15 protein-coding genes and 1 rRNA gene are annotated in these 18,141 nt (G+C 63.8%); 7 read left to right on the top strand and 9 right to left on the bottom strand.

Features of this window, described 5'->3' with window-relative positions:
• The first annotated feature begins 95 nt into the window (after positions 1-95).
• Positions 96-536, top strand: a complete 441-nt coding sequence (locus tag ABD791_RS18865) for an Rv3235 family protein (RefSeq protein ID WP_345069428.1) — start codon at positions 96-98, stop codon at positions 534-536.
• Here ABD791_RS18865 and ABD791_RS18860 read toward each other — a convergent pair.
• From ABD791_RS18860 to mtrA, 7 genes are all read right to left on the bottom strand, one after another.
• On the bottom strand, positions 523-993 hold the full coding sequence (locus tag ABD791_RS18860) for a DUF2871 domain-containing protein (protein WP_345069427.1): 471 nt from the start codon (positions 991-993) through the stop codon (positions 523-525). The genes ABD791_RS18865 and ABD791_RS18860 overlap by 14 nt on opposite strands.
• 147 nt (positions 994-1,140) lie before the next feature.
• Positions 1,141-3,939, bottom strand: coding sequence for a preprotein translocase subunit SecA (gene secA, locus ABD791_RS18855; RefSeq protein ID WP_345069426.1), 2,799 nt, complete (start codon positions 3,937-3,939; stop codon positions 1,141-1,143).
• 132 nt (positions 3,940-4,071) lie between these two features.
• A complete protein-coding gene (gene hpf / locus ABD791_RS18850; protein WP_345069424.1) occupies positions 4,072-4,773 on the bottom strand; it encodes a ribosome hibernation-promoting factor, HPF/YfiA family in 702 nt (233 codons plus the stop codon).
• Between the two features lie 86 nt (positions 4,774-4,859).
• The gene (locus tag ABD791_RS18845) at positions 4,860-5,600 is read right to left on the bottom strand and encodes a ComF family protein (RefSeq protein WP_345069423.1); all 741 of its coding nucleotides are present in this window, start codon (positions 5,598-5,600) and stop codon (positions 4,860-4,862) included.
• 89 nt (positions 5,601-5,689) lie between these two features.
• Entirely contained in the window at positions 5,690-7,387 is a 1,698-nt protein-coding gene (locus ABD791_RS18840) for an LpqB family beta-propeller domain-containing protein (RefSeq protein ID WP_345069422.1), read from the bottom strand.
• Positions 7,380-9,089: an MtrAB system histidine kinase MtrB gene (gene mtrB / locus ABD791_RS18835; protein ID WP_345069421.1), complete on the bottom strand. Its 1,710-nt coding sequence runs from the start codon at positions 9,087-9,089 to the stop codon at positions 7,380-7,382. The genes ABD791_RS18840 and mtrB overlap by 8 nt, the downstream gene beginning before the upstream one ends.
• 5 nt (positions 9,090-9,094) lie before the next feature.
• The gene (gene mtrA / locus ABD791_RS18830) at positions 9,095-9,775 is read right to left on the bottom strand and encodes an MtrAB system response regulator MtrA (RefSeq protein WP_345069420.1); all 681 of its coding nucleotides are present in this window, start codon (positions 9,773-9,775) and stop codon (positions 9,095-9,097) included.
• 131 nt (positions 9,776-9,906) lie between these two features.
• On the opposite strand from mtrA, the gene ABD791_RS18825 reads away from it, so the two are divergent.
• From ABD791_RS18825 to ABD791_RS18805, 5 genes are read left to right on the top strand one after another with little or no spacing between them, the layout of a single operon-like run.
• Positions 9,907-11,121: a hypothetical protein gene (locus ABD791_RS18825; protein ID WP_345069419.1), complete on the top strand. Its 1,215-nt coding sequence runs from the start codon at positions 9,907-9,909 to the stop codon at positions 11,119-11,121.
• A gap of 14 nt (positions 11,122-11,135) precedes the next feature.
• On the top strand, positions 11,136-11,843 hold the full coding sequence (locus tag ABD791_RS18820) for a DUF4129 domain-containing protein (RefSeq protein ID WP_345069418.1): 708 nt from the start codon (positions 11,136-11,138) through the stop codon (positions 11,841-11,843).
• Between the two features lie 2 nt (positions 11,844-11,845).
• Entirely contained in the window at positions 11,846-13,150 is a 1,305-nt protein-coding gene (locus tag ABD791_RS18815) for a DUF4350 domain-containing protein (protein ID WP_345069417.1), read from the top strand.
• The gene (locus ABD791_RS18810; RefSeq protein WP_345069416.1) at positions 13,147-14,118 is read left to right on the top strand and encodes an AAA family ATPase; all 972 of its coding nucleotides are present in this window, start codon (positions 13,147-13,149) and stop codon (positions 14,116-14,118) included. Before ABD791_RS18815 ends, ABD791_RS18810 begins: the two co-directional genes overlap by 4 nt.
• A 9-nt stretch (positions 14,119-14,127) precedes the next feature.
• Entirely contained in the window at positions 14,128-15,435 is a 1,308-nt protein-coding gene (locus tag ABD791_RS18805) for a DUF58 domain-containing protein (protein WP_345069414.1), read from the top strand.
• Between the two features lie 53 nt (positions 15,436-15,488).
• On the opposite strand, the gene ABD791_RS18800 is transcribed toward ABD791_RS18805, so the two are convergent.
• Complete coding sequence (locus tag ABD791_RS18800) at positions 15,489-16,484, bottom strand: stage II sporulation protein M (RefSeq protein ID WP_345069774.1); 996 nt, start codon at positions 16,482-16,484, stop codon at positions 15,489-15,491.
• 16 nt (positions 16,485-16,500) lie between these two features.
• On the opposite strand from ABD791_RS18800, the gene ABD791_RS18795 reads away from it, so the two are divergent.
• Complete coding sequence (locus tag ABD791_RS18795; RefSeq protein WP_345069413.1) at positions 16,501-17,355, top strand: RDD family protein; 855 nt, start codon at positions 16,501-16,503, stop codon at positions 17,353-17,355.
• 568 nt (positions 17,356-17,923) lie between these two features.
• Here ABD791_RS18795 and rrf read toward each other — a convergent pair.
• A 5S ribosomal RNA gene (gene rrf / locus ABD791_RS18790) occupies positions 17,924-18,040 on the bottom strand.
• Between the last annotated feature and the right edge of the window lie 101 nt (positions 18,041-18,141).

Genomic DNA, 18,141 nt, shown 5'->3' with positions numbered 1-18,141 from the left:
AGATGGGGGTGACTCGCTCGCGAAAGATCGAATGCGCACACCCGAAGACCAGAAAGATTCTCGACACCTTTCTGGAGACGCAGATCGGAGCTGGAATGAACGACAGCGTGGCGGGAGCCACCCAGAAGAGGGCCTCGTCCCGCAACGTCATTCCAGACGACGACTTCTTCGGGCAACAGCCAACCAGCCGAAGTGAGCTTCCTGATCCAGAGCCTCTCCTCATCAACCTCACCCGGTGCGTGATCGAAGTGCTCGCCGGCGCACGTGAGCTCGACCAGCTGGCCAGATGGGTGAGCGACGATGTCTATAAACACCTCCTCACTCGGGTGGTGCTCTCCGCCCGCGCCCGCGCCGTCACCGGCCAACGCGCGCAGCGTCCGACACTTGTCATCCGGCACATCACCATGTCTGAACCTCGTGATGGCGTGATCGAGGCCGTCGTCATCGTGAAGAGCAAGGTGCGCGTGCGCGCCGTCGCCCTGCGTTTGGAGGGCCTCGATCACCGCTGGAGAGCCAGCGCCATCAACGTGCTGTAGCTCGAGGGCCGGCTGCCGCAGGGGTGTGGGCGGTCAACGTTTCCACAGCGTCGGGCTTCGCGACGAGCCGAGCCCGAAGGGCAAGAAACAACAGCACCATTCCGACGGAGAGCAGGATGTGGCCGAGCCCGGCGATTCCTGCGATGGCGCTGTTCGACTCGAGGCCGACAACGGTTAGAGACCCGTGAACCGCAAGCATTGCCGACGTGAGAATGAGACCGGCGTTGTAGACCCAGAAGAACCACGTGAACAGCGGGCTGCGCGACAAGGTGAACTGCTTCTCGAGAATCAAGACGATGAGCAGCACGATGAAGCCGAGGGTGAGTAGGTGGGTGTGCACGAGACCGAGTTGAGTCGAGCCGGTGAAATCATTCGCCTTGGTGAACTCCCGGTAGTACAGGCCAGAGAGAACACCGAGCACCATGTAACTGAATGAGGCTGAGAAGAGTTTCATCATGAAGTTCAGTCTGCCCGGCACCCCACGTCATGGCATCGATCAAAAGTTGCAGAATCTGTCTGATCCTCTGTGCCGGTTGACGGTGGGTTAAACCGATCGAGCCGGCGGCCTTTTCAGGCCACCGGCTCGATCACACACTTCGTGAGATTACTTCTTCTTGCGACGGTCGGCCCGGTTGACCGGAGCCGACTGGTCGGTGTCGGCTGCCCGCTGCCCGAAGGCGCCGCGCTGTGCATTGGCGGCGGGAGCCTCGTCCTCAGCGAGGGCGGGCGCCGCGGCGCGACGGGCGCGATCCGTTGCCGCCTGCTGAATCTGACCGCGCTGGTTGCGCACCTCAATTCCGCCGGAATCGCTCGGAGCGGTGTAGCTGAGTTTCTCCTCAGCGGTTTCAGCCGGGGTGAGGCCCTTGGCCGCAACAACCGGACCAGCAACGGAATCGGGTCCTTGGCTGACTTCGACTTCCAGGTTGAACAGGAAGCCCACCGTCTCCTCGCGGATCTGACCCATCATCTGCTGGAACATGGCGTAGCCTTCACGCTGGTATTCGACCAGCGGGTCGCGCTGAGCCATCGCCCGCAGACCGATGCCATCTTTCAGGTAGTCCATCTCGTAGAGGTGGTCCCTCCAACGGCGATCGATGACCGAGAGAACAACGCGACGCTCAAGCTCACGCATTGCGGGAGAACCGAGCGACTCTTCACGACGCTGGTAGGCCATTTTCGCATCCGACAGAATTTCGCGGCGCATGAAGTCGCGGTTGATCTTGCCGCGGCTTCCGGCTTCGGTGACGACCTCGTCGATTGTGACGCCCACGGGATACAGCGTCTTCAACTCGGTCCACAGAGCGTCGAAGTCCCAGTCGTCGCCATTGCCTTCGCCGGTGTGCACCGTGAGAACCTCATCGATAACCTGCTCGAGGAACTTCTGCGTGCGCTCGTGCAGATCGTCGCCTTCGAGGATGTGACGACGGTCACTGTAGATCGCCTCGCGCTGACGGTTCAACACATCGTCGTACTTGAGCACGTTCTTACGAATCTCGGCGTTGCGGCCCTCCACCTGTGACTGAGCACTGCGGATGGCGCGGCTGACGATCTTCGATTCGATCGCGAGGTCGTCAGGAACACCCTGGCGCCCCATCAGCGCTTCAGCGCCGCCGGCGTTGAACAGTCGCATCAGATCGTCGGTCAGGGACAGGTAGAACCGGCTCTCTCCCGGGTCGCCCTGACGCCCGCTGCGTCCGCGAAGCTGGTTGTCGATTCGGCGCGACTCGTGACGTTCGGTACCGAGCACGTAGAGCCCACCGGCGGCGATGACCTTTTCGGCCTCCTCGTCGACGCCCGACTTGACCTCGGCGAACACGTCGTCCCAGGCCGTCTCGTACTCATCGGGAGTTTCGACGGGGCTGAGACCCTTCGCGTTCATTGCCGCGACGGCAAGGAACTCGGCGTTGCCACCGAGCATCACGTCAGTGCCACGGCCGGCCATGTTGGTGGCGACGGTGACCGAACCCAGTCGACCCGCCTGGGCCACAATCGCGGCTTCACGCGCGTGGTTCTTCGCGTTCAGCACTTCGTGGCGAACGCCCTTCTTGGCCAGCAGCCGCGAGAGGTATTCGCTCTTTTCGACGCTCGTTGTTCCCACCAGAACCGGCTGGCCCTTTTCGTGACGCATGACAATGTCTTCGACGACCTGGTTGAACTTCGCTTCCTCGTTCTTGTAGACGAGGTCCGACTGGTCGATGCGCTGCATCGGCTTGTTTGTCGGGATGGGAACCACACCGAGCTTGTAGGTGCTCATGAACTCGGCAGCCTCAGTCTCGGCGGTTCCGGTCATGCCTGACAGCTTCGAGTAGAGGCGGAAGTAGTTCTGGAGGGTGACGGTGGCCAGGGTCTGGTTCTCGGCCTTGACCGCGACACCTTCCTTGGCTTCGATCGCCTGGTGGATGCCTTCGTTGTAGCGGCGCCCCATCAGGATGCGGCCGGTGTGCTCGTCGACGATCAGCACTTCGCCGTTCATCACGACGTAGTCCTTGTCTTTCTTGAACAGCGCATTGGCCTTGATGGCGTTGTTGAGGAACGAGATCAGCGGGGTGTTGGCCGATTCGTACAGGTTGTCGATGCCGAGGTAGTCCTCGACCTTTTCGATGCCGGGCTCAAGCACACCGATGGTGCGCTTCTTCTCGTCGACCTCAAAGTCTTCGTCGGGAACCAGACGCTTGGCCAGGCTGGCGAACTCGGTGAACCAACGGTTCGCCTCGCCCGATGCCGGGCCGGAGATGATGAGCGGCGTGCGCGCCTCGTCGATGAGGATCGAGTCGACCTCGTCGACGATGGCGAAGTAGTGCCCGCGCTGCACCATGTCGGAGGTCTGCCACGCCATGTTGTCGCGCAAGTAGTCGAAACCGAACTCGTTGTTGGTTCCGTAGGTGATGTCAGAGGCGTACATCTCACGACGCTGCTCGGGGGTCTGGCCGGAGAGAATGCAGCCGGTCGTCATGCCAAGCGCGCGGAAGACGCGCCCCATCAGCTCGCTCTGGTAGCTGGCCAGGTAGTCGTTGACCGTGATGACGTGCACGCCGCGACTGGTGATGGCGTTCAAATACGCGGCGGTCGTCGCCACAAGAGTCTTACCTTCACCGGTCTTCATCTCGGCAATGTTTCCGAGGTGCAGCGCCGCCCCGCCCATCAGCTGAACGTCGAAGTGACGCAGCCCGAGAGTGCGGGTGGAGGCCTCACGCACAGCGGCGAAGGCCTCCGGTAGCAAATCGTCGAGCGACTCTCCGTTCGAGTAGCGCTCGCGCAGGGTCGTCGTCTCGTTCTTCAGCTCCTCGTCGCTGAGGCCCTTGAAGTCTTCCTCGAGCGCGTTGATCGCCTTGGCGTAGTTCTCGAGACGACGCAGAATGCGTCCCTCTCCTACACGAAGAACCTTTTCAAGAATTGAGGCCACGAATGCACTCCACTAGTCGTCACGGCGCAAGCCACGCCTGTCGTCCGGTCGGACGCCATGTTTTGTTGCCGGCACAGCCTGCTACCGACACAGCGCGCCGACTCAGCCGGCAACTCTAGCAATGCTACTTGGTCATACGCCGCGCCCGCTGGCAGCGACCTCCCGCAGTTGCGATTCCTCTGAGACTTCACCCAGTTCGATGACGCCATAGTCCCAGCCCTTGCGGCGGTAGACCACACTGGGGCGAAGTGACGTCGCGTCCTGAAAGAGATAGAAGTCGTGTCCGACGAGTTCCATGAAATAGAGCGCGTCATCAACGGTCATCGGTGCAGCCTCGAAGACCTTGCGGCGGATCACAACGGGGCTGTATGCCTCTTCGATCTCTTCGTTTTCGGCGTCGCTGCCGACAACCGGAATGGACCCCGTGCGCACTCGTTCCAGTGTTTCGCTGGTTGCGGGTGTGATGTCAACAACGTTGAAGCCATTTGCTGACGCGTCGTGTAGCGAGGTGGGGCGGTGTGCACCACCACGATGCACCTTCTTGCGGTCCTTCGCGCGCCGTACTCGTTCGAGAAGTCGACCGAGGGCAACATCAAATGCCGCATATTTGTCTGATCCGTCTGCTTCAGCCCGAACGAGCGGACCCTTGCCGATGAGAGTGAGTTCCACTCGATCGGGGCCAATCGCACCGTTCTTCTCGCTGTGACGGCTCACCTTGATTTCAAGGGCGAGTGCCTTATCGGCGAGTGCCGCGATCTTCTCTGCCTTGTCGGTTGCGTACTCGCGAAACCGATCAGTGATCCCTAGATTTCGTCCGACGATGATAGTTTCCATGACGACCTCCAGATCTGGCGAATCGCCCAAATCCGGGCGATTGTTTCGCGCCTTTAGGACCACCGTAGCGGGGCTGGACAGTTAAGTCACAGCATTTGAGGACCAGTTTCCTGTGAGTGCAGCGGAGAAGGGTGACGGCGTCGTGTTTCGGCCAGTGTGGCGAGTCCGACGACCCGTCCTCCGCCGGCAAGAATTGCACGTTTCGCCTCGAGCATTGTCGCACCGGTGGTGAGAATGTCGTCGACGATCAGAAAGTCCTGGCCGTCCAGTCGACCGCGTGCGACCAGCGAACCTTGTTTGTTGCGGCTCCGCTCGACGAGGCCGAGGCCGACTTGGTCAGCGCGTTTTCCCCGCTGTCGCAAGACCCGGCTCGACACGATTCCCTCGCGGGCAAGAAGCAGACCGACCGGGCTGAACCCGCGCTGGCGCCAGGCGGCCGACGACGACGGAATCGTCGCCACTCGCACGCCGAGGGCTCTGTCGTCACTCCCGCTCACGGTTGCGTCGAAACCCTCGACACCGGTCGGGATGCTTGCGGCGAGGGCGGCCACCACGGCGCTCCGGAGCGCCGTGGCCAGAACCGACGCGACGTCGACTCTTCCGCCGTCTTTGTAGGCGGCGATCACGCGCCGAGCCACGTCGGCATACTCGAGAGCCGACCAGACTGCCAACTCACCCCTGGCCACGACGTGCACCCGTGGCCCCAGCGCGAATCGGCAGCCGGTGCAGATTCCGCGGTCAGGACGCCCGCAGCCCGCGCAGGTCGTCGGCAGCACGACGGCAAGCGCATCGAGAAGAGGCGCCGAGAAACCTCCAGGAATCGTCATAGGCCCAGGTTCTCGCACCGCCGGCTCCGGCGGCTGACACAACCCATTCCGGTGGAAATGCCCGGGCAGGGCTCGGCTGTTGAGAACCGCTAGAGAAGTCCCTGCTGCGTCGCGATGAGCGCGACGTGGTCGATGCGCTCCTGCCAGCCGCTCCCCCATTGCACCTGGAGCCCGTCGTTGACCGAGAGCGCCCGAAGATCGCGCAGCGTGTTCCCGCCCGTGATCGAGACGCTGTGCGGGGCCGGTTCGAGCGGTGTGCGCACGCCACCGATCTCCTGCGCAACGATCTGCTCCGTGCCCGTCGACGTGGCCGTCAGCGACGCTACGGTGACATCGTCGATCCAGGTAGCGCCGAGCGGAGTTCCTGCAGCGGCAGCGAGGGTGAGCGGTTCGCCGAGAGCGACGGGCACTCCTTTGTCGCGGGTGATTGCAACGACCACGAACCGCAGGTCTGCGCCGGTGCCGAGCAAAGCGATCAGCCGGGTTCCGTCGCGCGAGACAACGAGCGAACGAATCGATGTCGCATCCTGCCAACTCGTCGGCACCGCGACTGACTCACCGCTCGACGTGTAGGCAAAGAGTTCGGCCGGACGGTCGGCCGGCACCGACCAGATTACGTCGTAGGGGTCCACCGACGGCGCGATGAGCCCGTCCCGCGGATCCACGAGCTTGGCCGGTGCTCCGATACCGATTCCGTAGACGCCTCCTTCGGCGAGCGCTGCCGCGAAGTGCTGCCCGGCGGCCAGTGTGACGGCTGTCGGCTTCAGCGCTGCAATGGTGTCTGAGAGGCCGTCCACCGGGGTCAGCGTGCTTCCGGTGGCGCCCAGGAATCCGAACTCGTCGTTGCGGAGAATCAGAGCCCTGGCATCTCCGCGCGGGTTCACAATCGGGGCGGCATCGCCGAGATCGTTGATGTCCTGCGAGTTGTGGCTAATCGTGATGGTCACCGAGAGGCCGGAAGGCAGGCTGTTCGTCAGTTGCGATTTCATCCGCTGCAGGGTGACACGATCGGCGTTCAGCGCTTCGTTGTTCAGGTCGACCTGTGCGACGCGTGCGATGACTTGCACGGCGTCGGCAGTGAGCTTGGTTCCTTCGGGGAACGCTGTCGTCACCGCGGGGGCGAGCCACGGGCTCGGGCCGGCGAGCACGGCATTGACGATTTTCGTCGGGGCGGATGCTCCGCGCGGGAACCAGCGCAGGTCAGGAACCAAGTACGTAAACGTCGGATCGAAGAAGTAGAGCTCCTGGGAGCTGAACACGTCCCGGAACGTGTTCTGATCGATGACCGTTCCGTTCGGCGGTTGGCTGATCCGCCATTGACCGTCGACCTGCACGAAATGGTAAAGCAGGGTCACAGGGGCAGACGATCCGACCTCACGGTATTCACCGTTCGCGTTCACCTCTGCGACAGGTTTCACCGAGAATTGCATCGCCATGTCGTCAACGACCTGAATCACGCGACCGCTTCCGTCATCGACTGTCACTCCGGCATCCGGCGCCCAGATTGCGCTGTCCGCAGGGGCGAGAAACTCTCTGGCGATCTCGTAGTTGTTCTCCGGACTCGAGGCCGCGTCGATGAAGCCGCGCAGGATCGACTCCTGGCTCGCGTTTGCTTCGGGGCTGGACGGCAGGAAGATGGGGGTCAAGGTGTCGCCTTGCGGTGCCGCTGCGCCGGCCTGCACCTCTCCGGCGCGAGGAATTCCCGAACAGCCGGCGAGAAGCATCACAGCGAGAACGGCCGACGCGCCCCAGATACGAAGGCGCCGACGACGGGGCGCGTCAGACATGGGGGCCTCCCTGGGTATTGCCGTCGAATTGGAGGTCAGGAAGCACGTCGTCTGGCAGCTCATCCACCAGTGGCAGCTCATCTGGCAACTCATCCACTGGCGGAAGGGGAAGCGGCGATTCGGTGAGCGTGCCGCTCGAACGCCTGGGGAGAGTCAGCCGAAAGCAAGAACCCTGGCCCGGGCTCGACCAGACCTGCAACCAGCCGCCGTGCACCGCCGCATCCTCGAGCGAGATCGCCAGCCCCAGTCCCGTGCCACCGATCGTGCGCTGGCGCGACGGATCCGCCCGCCAGAATCTGTCGAAGACATGGGCGACGTCGGCATCGGTCATTCCGAGCCCGAAGTCACGCACGGAGAGCGCGACGGCCGTCGCGTTGCTGTCGACCGAGACGATGACAGGCTTGCTCTCGCCATGCTCAATGGCGTTTCCGATGAGATTGTGCAGAATGCGACGGATGCGACGCGGGTCGACCTCCGCGTTGAGATGGCCACCAGGAGCGACAAGTCTGAGCTCCGTTCCCTTCGATTCGGCCAAGGAGCGCATGCTGTCAATCGCGTCTTCGGCCAAGTGCACCAGGTTGGTGGGCTCAGCTTCGACCTGTACTGAACCGGCGTCGTAGCGGCTGATTTCGAGAAGATCACTGAGCAGCAGCTCGAACCGTTCGACCTGGGTGTGCAGCAGCTCGGCGGTGCGTTCGGTCGCCGGCGGAAAGCTGGCCCGCTGATCGTAGAGCACAGACCCGGCGAGGCGAATTGTGGTCAACGGAGTGCGCAGCTCGTGCGAAACGTCGGAGACGAATCGTTGCTGCACCTCGGAGAGATCAGCCAGCTTCTTGATCTGGCTCTGCAGGCTGTCGGCCATGCCATTGAAGGAACGCGCCAATGTCGCGATGACGTCTTCCCCCTTCTCCGGAATACGCACGGCCAGATCCCCCGACGCCAACCGCTGGCTGGTTTCAGCCGCGACCCGGATCGGGGTCACCACGAATCGCACGACAATCCAGGTCACCGCTCCGATCAGCAGCATCAGCGCCACCGCGGCGATCCCCAGCGTGCGCTGAACGAAGAGGAGAGTGCCTTCGGCCTCTTGCAGGCTGTAGCCGATGTAGAGCTCATAGCGCCCGGCCACCGGAACCGAAATCTGCGAGCCGACGACGATTCCGGGGTACTGCTGACCGTCTTCATTCGACAGCGTGACGGACTGCCAGAACTGCTCGCCGGCATTTTCTCTCACCGCCGCCCTCAGCTGGGGAGAGATGACGTCGGTCGATTCACCGAACGTCGACGAGTCCTGCGGGGTGACAGAGGAGGCTTCCTGGCCGGGAACACGAAGGACCGCGATCAGGCGGCTCGACGAGGTGGCGGTGATGAGCGTGCGGGCAGATCCAAGCAACGCCTGCACTTGCACGCGATCGGCGGCATCCGATGAATCGAGAATTCCCTGGGCCGCTGCCGTCGCCCGATTCGATTCGAGAAGAACCTGGTTGAGCCGCGACTGGAACAGATCGTTGCCGATGCTCACCGACATGTAGACGCCGACGAGCAGGATCGCCAGGCCTGACAACACGACGGTGATGCTGACGGTACGGAATTGCAGAGACGACCGCCAGAGCGCGGCAACCCGTCGGGGCCACGTTCGGCCGCCGAGCGCCACAGGGGTGCGCACAGTCGATGGTCGCGCCGACAGCGGTCGCGCAGTCATTGGAACTATCCGACCGCGCCGGCCCGGTAGCCGACGCCGCGCACCGTCATCACGATGCGCGGATTGTCTGGGTCGTCCTCGACCTTGGCGCGCAAACGTTGAACGTGCACGTTGACGAGGCGGGTGTCCGCCTTGTAGTGATAGCCCCACACCTGCTCGAGCAGCATCTCGCGCGTGAACACCTGTTGCGGCTTCGATGCCAGGGCCAAGAGCAAGTCGAACTCGAGCGGGGTCAGATTGATTCGCTGATCGCCCCGCCTCACCTCGTGTCCGGCGGCGTCGACGACGAGATCGCCGATGTGCAGATTCGCGGACGAGACCACAGCGGCCGGGCGGAGCCGTGTCCGGATGCGCGCGACGAGTTCCTTCGGGTTGAACGGTTTGACCATGTAGTCGTCTGCACCGGATTCGAGACCCTTGACAACGTCGGTGGTGTCGGACTTCGCCGTCAACATGATGATGGGGGTTCCGGATTCCGCGCGGATCAGACGGCAGACCTCGATCCCGTCCAGACCAGGCAACATCAGGTCGAGGAGCACCAGGTCGGGCTTCGTCTCGTGAAATGCTCCGAGCGCGAGTGCGCCGTCCGCACAGAAGTGAGTGTCGAAACCCTCACCGTTCAAAACGATGCCGATCATCTCCGCCAGAGCGGGGTCATCATCGACAACCAAAATGCGTGCGTTCATTCATCCGTTTCCGCTTGAGGCCCCCTGGTCAGGCGGCAACTCCTCTAATCTCTGGCCTCAGCGTAGTCGAGTACGGCTCCGGAACTCCTCAGAACATGCTTCGAGAGCGCCGGTGTGCCAGCATGGGTGACGTGACGGACCCGCAGAACTGGCAATCGCCCACTCCTGGCCCCTCGGCAGACCCGGCCGGACAGCGGCCAGACGCGCCTCGCTACGGGGAGCACGCGGCTCCGACCGGTGGATTTGCCGCTGCGCCATCCGGCGCGCCGAACGGTTGGGCTCCCCCGCCCAAGCCCGGCTTGATCCCGCTCAGACCGCTTGGGTTCGGCACGCTCCTCGCTGCGCCGTTTCAGGTCTTGAAGCGCAACCCGAAGGCAACGTTCGGAAGCGCACTTCTTGTCCAAGCGGTAAGCCTGATCATCTCGCTGCTCGTCATCGGTCTCGTCACCTACTTCGCGGTGGGTCGCATCGAAGCCGCGCCTATCGACGAGCAGGATGCCGTCTCGGCCGGTGCCGCCCTCACCATCGTGCTGTCGGCGATTCTGCCGATCGCGCTTTCGGTCATCGCATCGGCTCTGCTTCAGGGCGTCATCGTGCTCGAGGTGGCCCGTGCCACCCTCGGCGAGAAGCTTCGGCTCAACGTACTCTGGCGTACGGCAGGGCGGCGGCTGTGGACACTGGTGCTGTGGACGCTGGTGCTCTCCGCTGCTCTCCTCGTCGGTGTGGGGCTGATTGCGGGAATCGTCACGCTGCTCGTGTTGCTCGGCGGAACCTGGATCGTACTCGCCGTTGTGATCGGCATCTTCGGTGGCTTGGGACTCCTCGTCTGTGGCGCGTGGCTGTTCACGCGCACATCGCTCGTACCGAGCCTGATCGTGCTCGAGAGGCTCACCATCCGGCAGGCAGTGCGCCGTTCCTGGTCGTTGACCATCGGCTACTTCTGGCGCACCCTCGGTGTGCAGTTCCTGGTCGCTACCATCGTCAACGTGATCACCCAGGTGGTCGTCACTCCGCTGTCGTTCCTCTTCTCGATCAGCTTTTCACTCGTCGACCCCAACGGGGCGTTGGACAGTTTCATCCCCTCCGCGATTGTGTACGTGCTGGTGCTTCTGGTCTCGCTCGTTCTCGGAGCAATCGCCGCGGTCGTGCAGTCGGCGACAACCGCTCTCATCTATATCGATCTGCGGATGCGCAAAGAGGGTCTCGATCTCGAGTTGCAGCGGTTCGTCGAAGCGGCACACTCCGGTTCCCCAGGTTCGCAGGCGCTCCCCGATCCGTATCTTCCGGTCCCCGCCCAGAATCGCCGTTCGTCGGTGCAGCCCGATGTGGGGTCGCCCTGGGCATGATCGTGGTCAGGGGGATGGTCGACACAACGCTGGGCAGCTGGCCAGGAGCGCTCGAGCGTGCCGGCATCCCCGTCGACCCCAGTGCACCGGATGCGCGGCAATGGTTGAAAGGGGAACTGGCCAAGGCTCCCTACCAGGCGGCTCAACCTACCTGGTTCGACCGGGCCTCACAGGCGTTCTTCGAATGGATCAATTCCTTGACCGTTCCCTCTGGAGAGGGACTCGGCCCCTGGCTTCCCCTCATCATCACCGTCATTGTGGCGGCGGTGGTGGTCACGGCGTTTCTGATCTTCGGCCTTCCTCGACTGAACCGTCGCAGCAGACCGGCTGCTGCGCTCTTCGGCGAGGATGATCGCCGCTCTGCCGATGCCATGCGTCGGTCGGCCTTGGCCGCTGCCGCGACGGGCGCATGGAGCCTCGCCTGTGAGGAGATGTTTCGGGCCATCGCCCGAGGTCTTTTCGAGCGAACCATCGTGCAGCTGTCGCCCGGCACCACCGCGCACGATGTTGCTGCCGCTGCCGCGACGGCTTTTCCTGGCCGCCAGGTTCAGTTGGCTGGCGCAGCCGTGACCTTTGACCAGGTTCGGTATCTCGGCGCTCTGGGAACCGAGGAGGGATTCGGCTCTCTCGCTGAGCTTGAGGTCGCGCTTCGTGCGGAACGGCCGGTTCTGCCTGACCACGACACCGCACCGGATGACCGGTCCCCGGTCGGGCTGTCATGACCATGACCGCAGATCCCGCGATCGATCCGACGCCGACACGTCGGGCTCAGCGTCTGGCGGAGAGAGAGCAGTCTGCCCGACTCACTCCGTCATCGACTCCCACCGTCCGCACGGCCGGGCGACGCGCGCTGTTCTGGGTGCTGGCCGGGGCCGGGGCCGTGATCCTCTCGATCGTCGCTTCGCTCATCGTCGGCGGCAGTACTGCAGGGGGCGTGCCGTTGGCAGCGAGCAATCCGGCGCCAGCCGGAAGCAGAGCTCTCGTCGAGGTGCTGCGTCAGCAGGGCGTCAACGTCACTGTGGCCGACACTTTCGACGACGCCATCACCGCCCTGTCCACGAGTACGGACCCCACCCTGTTCTTTGCCGACGAGAACGGCTACCTCTCGGCCGCTCAAATCACGCAGCTGCTGCGACTTCCTTCCCGCGCGGTGGTTTCGGAGCCGGACTTCACCTTTCTCGACGCGGTGGCGCCCGGCGTCGGCTTCGGTGGGGTGAGCACCGCCGACGCGCTCTCCGCCGACTGCTCTGTGCCGGCCGCGATCAGGGCCGGCACACTCTCGCCCGGCGGGACGACACTCCGCATCGTCGACGAGAGCAGCCCCGACATGACAGGGTGCTTCCCGAGCGGAGACGGCGCATTCTCGATGGTCGAAGTCGCTCGCGGCGGCCAGAGCCTCACCCTCGTCGCTCAGCCCGCAGTGTTCCGAAACGATGAGATCGGCACCTTCGGAAATGCCGCGCTCGCCCTCAACCTTCTGGGCGTCAGCGACACCGTCGTCTGGTATCTCCCCACCCTGGCGGATGTCCCGCGCACCGGTCCCCCCTCGCTCGGCGCGCTGACCCCCGGCTGGGTAACGCCGGTACTGCTCCTTCTCATGCTCACTGCGTTCAGCGCGTTTGTCTGGCGCGGGCGACGGTTCGGGCCCCTGGTCGCCGAGAATCTGCCGGTGACTGTGCGAGCAAACGAGACGATGGAAGGACGCGCGCGCCTGTACTCGCGCAACTCCGCCAGGCTGCGTGCGATCGATGCGCTCCGCATCGGCGCGCTCAGCCGACTCGCGACCCGCCTCGGCCTTCCGCGCACCGCGCATCATTCCGAGATCACGCTCGCCGTCGCAGCGCTCACTGGTCAACCCGTCGCCGAGGTGAGGGCCATCCTGATCGATGACGTGCCCCACAGCGACAGTGACCTCGTCCGTCTCTCCGACCATCTCGCCGACCTTGAGACCCTGGTCGGTCGGATGCTGCCTGGCACCACACCATCGTCCTCTCCGCCCGCTCCCCCACACGGAAGAATTGACATATGACGACTCTCGTAGCAACAGACGAAACTCTTCGCCAGGCTTTGGCTCAGGTGCGCACTGAGGTTGGAAAAGCCGTCGTCGGACAGGATGGCGCGGTCACCGGGCTGATCATCGCCCTGCTGGCGCGAGGCCATGTCTTGCTGGAGGGGGTACCGGGTGTGGCCAAGACGTTGTTGGTGCGCTCCCTCAGCCACGCGCTCAGCCTCGACACGAAGCGAGTGCAGTTCACGCCAGACCTGATGCCCGGCGATGTGACCGGCTCGCTGATCTACGATGCCAAAGCGGGCGAATTCGAGTTTCGCCAGGGGCCGGTGTTCACCAACATCATGCTGGCGGATGAGATCAACCGCACACCACCGAAGACGCAGTCAGCGCTTCTTGAGGCCATGGAGGAACGCCAGGTCAGTGTCGACGGACGATCCCTGCCGCTTCCCGAACCCTTCATCGTCGCTGCGACCATGAACCCGATCGAGTACGAAGGCACCTATTCGCTGCCAGAGGCGCAGCTCGACAGGTTCCTCCTGAAACTGGTGCTCGATCTTCCCGAGAGAGACACGGAGGTCGAGGTGCTCCGTCGCCACTCGAATGGGTTCAACCCCCGTGACTTGGCCGGCGCAGGGGTGACCGCAGTGCTCGGCGCCGACGAGCTCGCCCAAGCCCAGCAGGCCGTTGCCGCAGTCGGAGCGAGTGCTGATGTCTTGGCCTATCTCGTCGACCTGGCCCGCGCGACCCGGCACAGCCCGTCGGTGAAACTCGGGGTGAGCCCCCGCGGCACGACGGCATTGCTCGCGTCGGCCAAAGCCTGGGCCTGGTTGAACGGTTATCAGTCGATCACTCCCGACCATGTTCAGGCGATGGTGCTGCCGGTGTGGCGCCACCGAATCCAGCTGCGACCAGAAGCCGAGCTCGAGGGAATCGGCGTTGACGCCATCCTGCGCTCAATCATGCAACAGGTTCAGGTTCCGATCTAGGCCGCGTCGATGACCGTTACCGGACGATTCGTTTTGCTCGTCGCCCTCGGCGTCGTGCCTCTTGTGCTGCTCGGACATTCCCTCGCCGCGGCCGCTGCCGTGTTGGGCTGGTGGCTACTCGGAGTGGTCGTTCTCGGTTCGCTCGACCTGGCTCTCGCCGCCTCGCCTCGCCAGGTGGCACTCAGTCGTACCCTTCCGTCTCGGGTGCGACTCGGTGAATCTGTCACCAGCGAGTTGTATCTGACCAACAGGGGCCGTCGACGCCTCCAGGGAGTCGTGAGGGACGCCTGGCAACCCTCGGCCGGTGCCGGAAACAACCGTACCCGCGTCAGCATCCCTGCCGGAGAGCGGCGCCGTGTCAGCCTCACCCTGACGCCGTTCCGTCGGGGCGAACGCCGCGTCGGAGAGGTGACAGTGCGTTCAGTGGGTCCGTTGGGGTTGTGGGCCAGACAAGCGACGCTCACCGCGCCCGGCCGCATCCGCGTGCTCCCGCCGTTTCACTCCCGAAAGCACCTTCCGTCTCGACTCGCTCGACTGAAGGAGCTCGACGGTCGAACCAGCGTGATGGTGCGTGGGCAGGGCACCGAGTTCGACTCCTTGCGCGAGTATGTGCGCGGCGATGACGTGCGGTCCATCGACTGGCGGGCCACCGCTCGGCGCAATGATGTGATGGTGCGCACCTGGCGCCCCGAACGTGATCGTCGCGTGGTCATTGTGGTCGACACCGGGCGCACCGCTGCAGCGCGTGTCGACAATGAACCGCGCCTGGACGCCTCCTTCGAAGCCTCACTGTTGCTCGCCGCGCTCGCCTCTCGCGCCGGTGATCGTATCGACTTTCTGGCGTATGACCGTCGAAGTCGCGGCCGGGTGCAGGGAGCGCAAGGCGCAGAGCTTCTGTCCCGGCTCGTCGACACGATGGCGTTGATCGAACCTGAGTTGATTGAAATGGATTGGCCTGCCGTGCCCGGCCAGGTGCGGCAGATCACCAGCCAGCGCGCCCTGGTCATTCTCTTGACCTCGATCGACGCGGCCGGCTCCTCATCCGGTCTGCTCGCGGTGTTGCCCCAGCTGACCCGTCGGCACACGGTCGTGGTGGCGTCCGTCACCGATCCGGGTGCGGAGAGTGCGATTCACCAGCGCTCCAACCGCAATGACGTCTACACCGCCGCCGCCGCTGAGCGCGCTGTGCTCGACGTCGCCCGTGTGTCGGCAGCGATCCGCCAGCTCGGTGCAGAAGTCGTGACCGCTTCTCCGGCCGACCTCCCGCCGGCGCTCTCCGACACCTACCTTGCGCTGAAGGCGGCCGGCCGCCTGTAACCGGCTAGGCCAGAGGTCGGGCGAACTCGCGGGCGACGACCCGCCGGAGCCATTCAACTGGCGTAAATGCGGCGAGCCCCTGCCTCGAACTCGCTGAGGTCGCCCGTCTCGCCGAGCCGCGTGGCACGCTTGCCGACGACGAGCATGTAGACGAGGAAGAGTAGCAAGGCCAACGCACCGATGCCGATCTTGATCGGCCAGGGCCAGGGGGCCGGGGTGACGAAACCCTCGATGATCCCTGACACGAGCAGAACGAACACCAGGCCGATCGCCACGGTGAACAAAGCCCGGGCATCTTCTGCCAGCGCCTGGCCACGCGTGCGTGCGCCGGGGGCGATCCAAGCCCAGAAGATGCGGAGGCCCCCGGCCGCCGCAACGAAGATCGCTGTGAGCTCCAGGAGTCCGTGGGGCAGGATGTAGAGAAAAAATACGTCACCGTGGTCATAGGCAAACATGACTGCCGCGTTGACGCCGAGGTTCTGAGCGTTCTGAAGAACGATGTAGGGAACGTAGACCCCGAGAATTCCGAAGGCAATGCATTGGGCGGCGATCAAGGCGTTGTTCGTCCAGACCTGGCCAGCGAAGGATGCAGCGGGGTTCGACGAGTAGTAGTCGACGAAATCATGGTTCGCCAGTTGAGCGAGTTGTTCGTCGGAACCGAAGTTGGCCAGAACCTGGGGATTACCGAGCGCCCACACCGTGTACAGTCCGGCAACTAGAAACGTCACAAGTGCCACCACGAGAGTGATCCAGCGGAGGCGGTACAGCGCCGCCGGGAGCTGCAGCACGAAGAAACGAGGTATCTGCGCCATCACATTCGCGCTCGCACCGGTGAACCGCAGGCGCGCGCGCGACAGCGCCACGGACAACCGATCGCCCTGCAGAGTCGATCCGGCGGTGGTCTTGATCGCGGACAGTTGGGTGGCACCCGACTGATATCGAGCGATCAACTCATCTGCTTGCGCCCCAGTGAGGGACCGCTGCGCGCCGAGTGCGGCTAGGCGGTCCCATTCGGCGCGATGCGCGGCGGAATAGGCGTCAAGATCCATCTGGTTCAATAGTGACATGGCGAAGCCCCCGGAGTCGGTAGTTCACGATGAGCGTGTCAGCGGTGATGACGAACTCATCACCGGCGAAGCCGTTGCGCTCGATGTCCGGCCTGCCGGAATTATTCTGCGCGGCGCCGGCACACTCATCGATTGGGCCGCCTATCTTTTGTTGTACCTGCTGATCATGCTGCTCTTGTTCTGGCTCTTCGCCGACGTCATCGATGACGCTCTGTCGAAGGCGCTCAGCGTTGCCGGACTGGTGTTCGCCATCCTGATCGTTCCGATGCTCGTCGAGACAGCGACCGGCGGTCGGTCGCTCGGCAAAACTGTCATCGGTGCCCGTATCGTGCGCGACGATGGTGGCGCCATCGGGTTACGCCACGCGTTCATCCGCGCTCTGCTCGGTGTGCTGGAGATCTTCATGACCTTCGGAGGAATCGCCGCGACGACGGGCCTGCTGAACAGCAAATCGAAGCGCCTGGGCGATCTGCTGGCCGGCACGTACAGCCAGCACGAACGCGTGCCTCGTGCAACCGCCCCGGCACACCGCCTCCCCCCGGAACTCACGCTCTGGTCCCAGACGGCGGATGTCGCCAAACTGCCCGATCGGCTCGCTCGCCGAGTGGCGCAGTTTCTGCGTCAGTCCGCTGCACTGACTCCGTTCGCGCGAGAAAAGCTCTCGACATCGCTCGCGGCAGAAGTCGCACCATTTGTGTCACCGTTGCCTTCCGTTCCGCCCGAGACTTTTCTGCTGGGTGTGCAGGTTCTTCGCCGCGATCGTGAATTCGCGGCACTGCGTCTTGAGCAGGCTCAGCAGGAGCGTCTCGCTCCGGTTCTGACCGGCCTGCCGCACGACTTCCCGAACCGCTAACGTTCACCCACGCAGAACAGTTGTGCTCGGCTCCACGTGGGGCGTCTGCGGGCTTCTGGCGAAAGGTTCCGAGAGTCCGTCGCGAGAGGCAGTGAACGCCGCGCTGGCCGGGCGCCGCTGCGCGCGTCGGCTCCGACCGGCATTGCGGCGCTCGACCCGCGCAGCTCCTTCTCATCGAGTCCACTTCGGCGGGCCTGCCAATCGCACTCTCGTGAGCGCTTTCACACGCAGGCATTCGGTAAGTCCATATACGAACGCCACCTCGGGCGACTCTGCTGCGCTCGCGTGTCGAGATCCGCTCGCGGGGTCTCGACAGGCTCGACCAACGGCTACTTCTGCTCTCGATTCCCGGCGATCGAGTGTGCCGAGATCAAGCGAATCGATCTCTCGGCGGCAGGTGCGTGCGCGGTCCCTGGCCGGGCCTCCGACGGGTTAACGCAAAAAGCCACCCGGGTGGGTGGCGTGGTCGTGCTGGTGGCCAGCGGCGTGTGTGGCAGTTGTCCGGTTTGGTGGGTTAACGCAAGAAAGCCACCCCGGTGGGGTGGCTTTCTTGGTGTTGCTAAGTTAAGTCCGGCGGTGTCCTACTCTCCCACAGGGTCCCCCCTGCAGTACCATCGGCGCTGAGAGTCTTAGCTTCCGGGTTCGGAATGTGACCGGGCGTTTCCCTCTCGCTATGGCCGCCGAAACATCTTGTGATGAACCACCCGAGGGTGGTCGTCAAGTCGTTTCGAACAATCATCGCTTCGTCGTCCAAGGTTCTGGACAAACTCTTCAATTATGTTGTTT

Source organism: Glaciibacter kafniensis (genome assembly GCF_039538945.1).
In the GTDB taxonomy this organism is placed as follows: domain Bacteria; phylum Actinomycetota; class Actinomycetes; order Actinomycetales; family Microbacteriaceae; genus Cryobacterium; species Cryobacterium kafniensis.
The sequence above is the reverse complement of the archived record's forward strand: the minus strand, read 5'-3'. Positions and strand labels throughout refer to the sequence as shown.

Bases quoted from the DNA above. Each gene is read 5' to 3' on its own strand.
- ABD791_RS18865 (WP_345069428.1), top strand. From the start codon at position 96: ATGAACGACAGCGTGGCGGGAGCCACCCAGAAGAGGGCCTCGTCCCGC.
- ABD791_RS18860 (WP_345069427.1), bottom strand. From the start codon at position 993: ATGATGAAACTCTTCTCAGCCTCATTCAGTTACATGGTGCTCGGTGTT.
- hpf (WP_345069424.1), bottom strand. From the start codon at position 4,773: ATGGAAACTATCATCGTCGGACGAAATCTAGGGATCACTGATCGGTTT.
- ABD791_RS18845 (WP_345069423.1), bottom strand. From the start codon at position 5,600: ATGACGATTCCTGGAGGTTTCTCGGCGCCTCTTCTCGATGCGCTTGCC.
- ABD791_RS18840 (WP_345069422.1), bottom strand. From the start codon at position 7,387: ATGTCTGACGCGCCCCGTCGTCGGCGCCTTCGTATCTGGGGCGCGTCG.
- mtrB (WP_345069421.1), bottom strand. From the start codon at position 9,089: ATGACTGCGCGACCGCTGTCGGCGCGACCATCGACTGTGCGCACCCCT.
- mtrA (WP_345069420.1), bottom strand. From the start codon at position 9,775: ATGAACGCACGCATTTTGGTTGTCGATGATGACCCCGCTCTGGCGGAG.
- ABD791_RS18820 (WP_345069418.1), top strand. From the start codon at position 11,136: ATGGTCGACACAACGCTGGGCAGCTGGCCAGGAGCGCTCGAGCGTGCC.
- ABD791_RS18815 (WP_345069417.1), top strand. From the start codon at position 11,846: ATGACCGCAGATCCCGCGATCGATCCGACGCCGACACGTCGGGCTCAG.
- ABD791_RS18810 (WP_345069416.1), top strand. From the start codon at position 13,147: ATGACGACTCTCGTAGCAACAGACGAAACTCTTCGCCAGGCTTTGGCT.
- ABD791_RS18805 (WP_345069414.1), top strand. From the start codon at position 14,128: ATGACCGTTACCGGACGATTCGTTTTGCTCGTCGCCCTCGGCGTCGTG.
- ABD791_RS18800 (WP_345069774.1), bottom strand. From the start codon at position 16,484: ATGGATCTTGACGCCTATTCCGCCGCGCATCGCGCCGAATGGGACCGC.
- ABD791_RS18795 (WP_345069413.1), top strand. From the start codon at position 16,501: ATGGCGAAGCCCCCGGAGTCGGTAGTTCACGATGAGCGTGTCAGCGGT.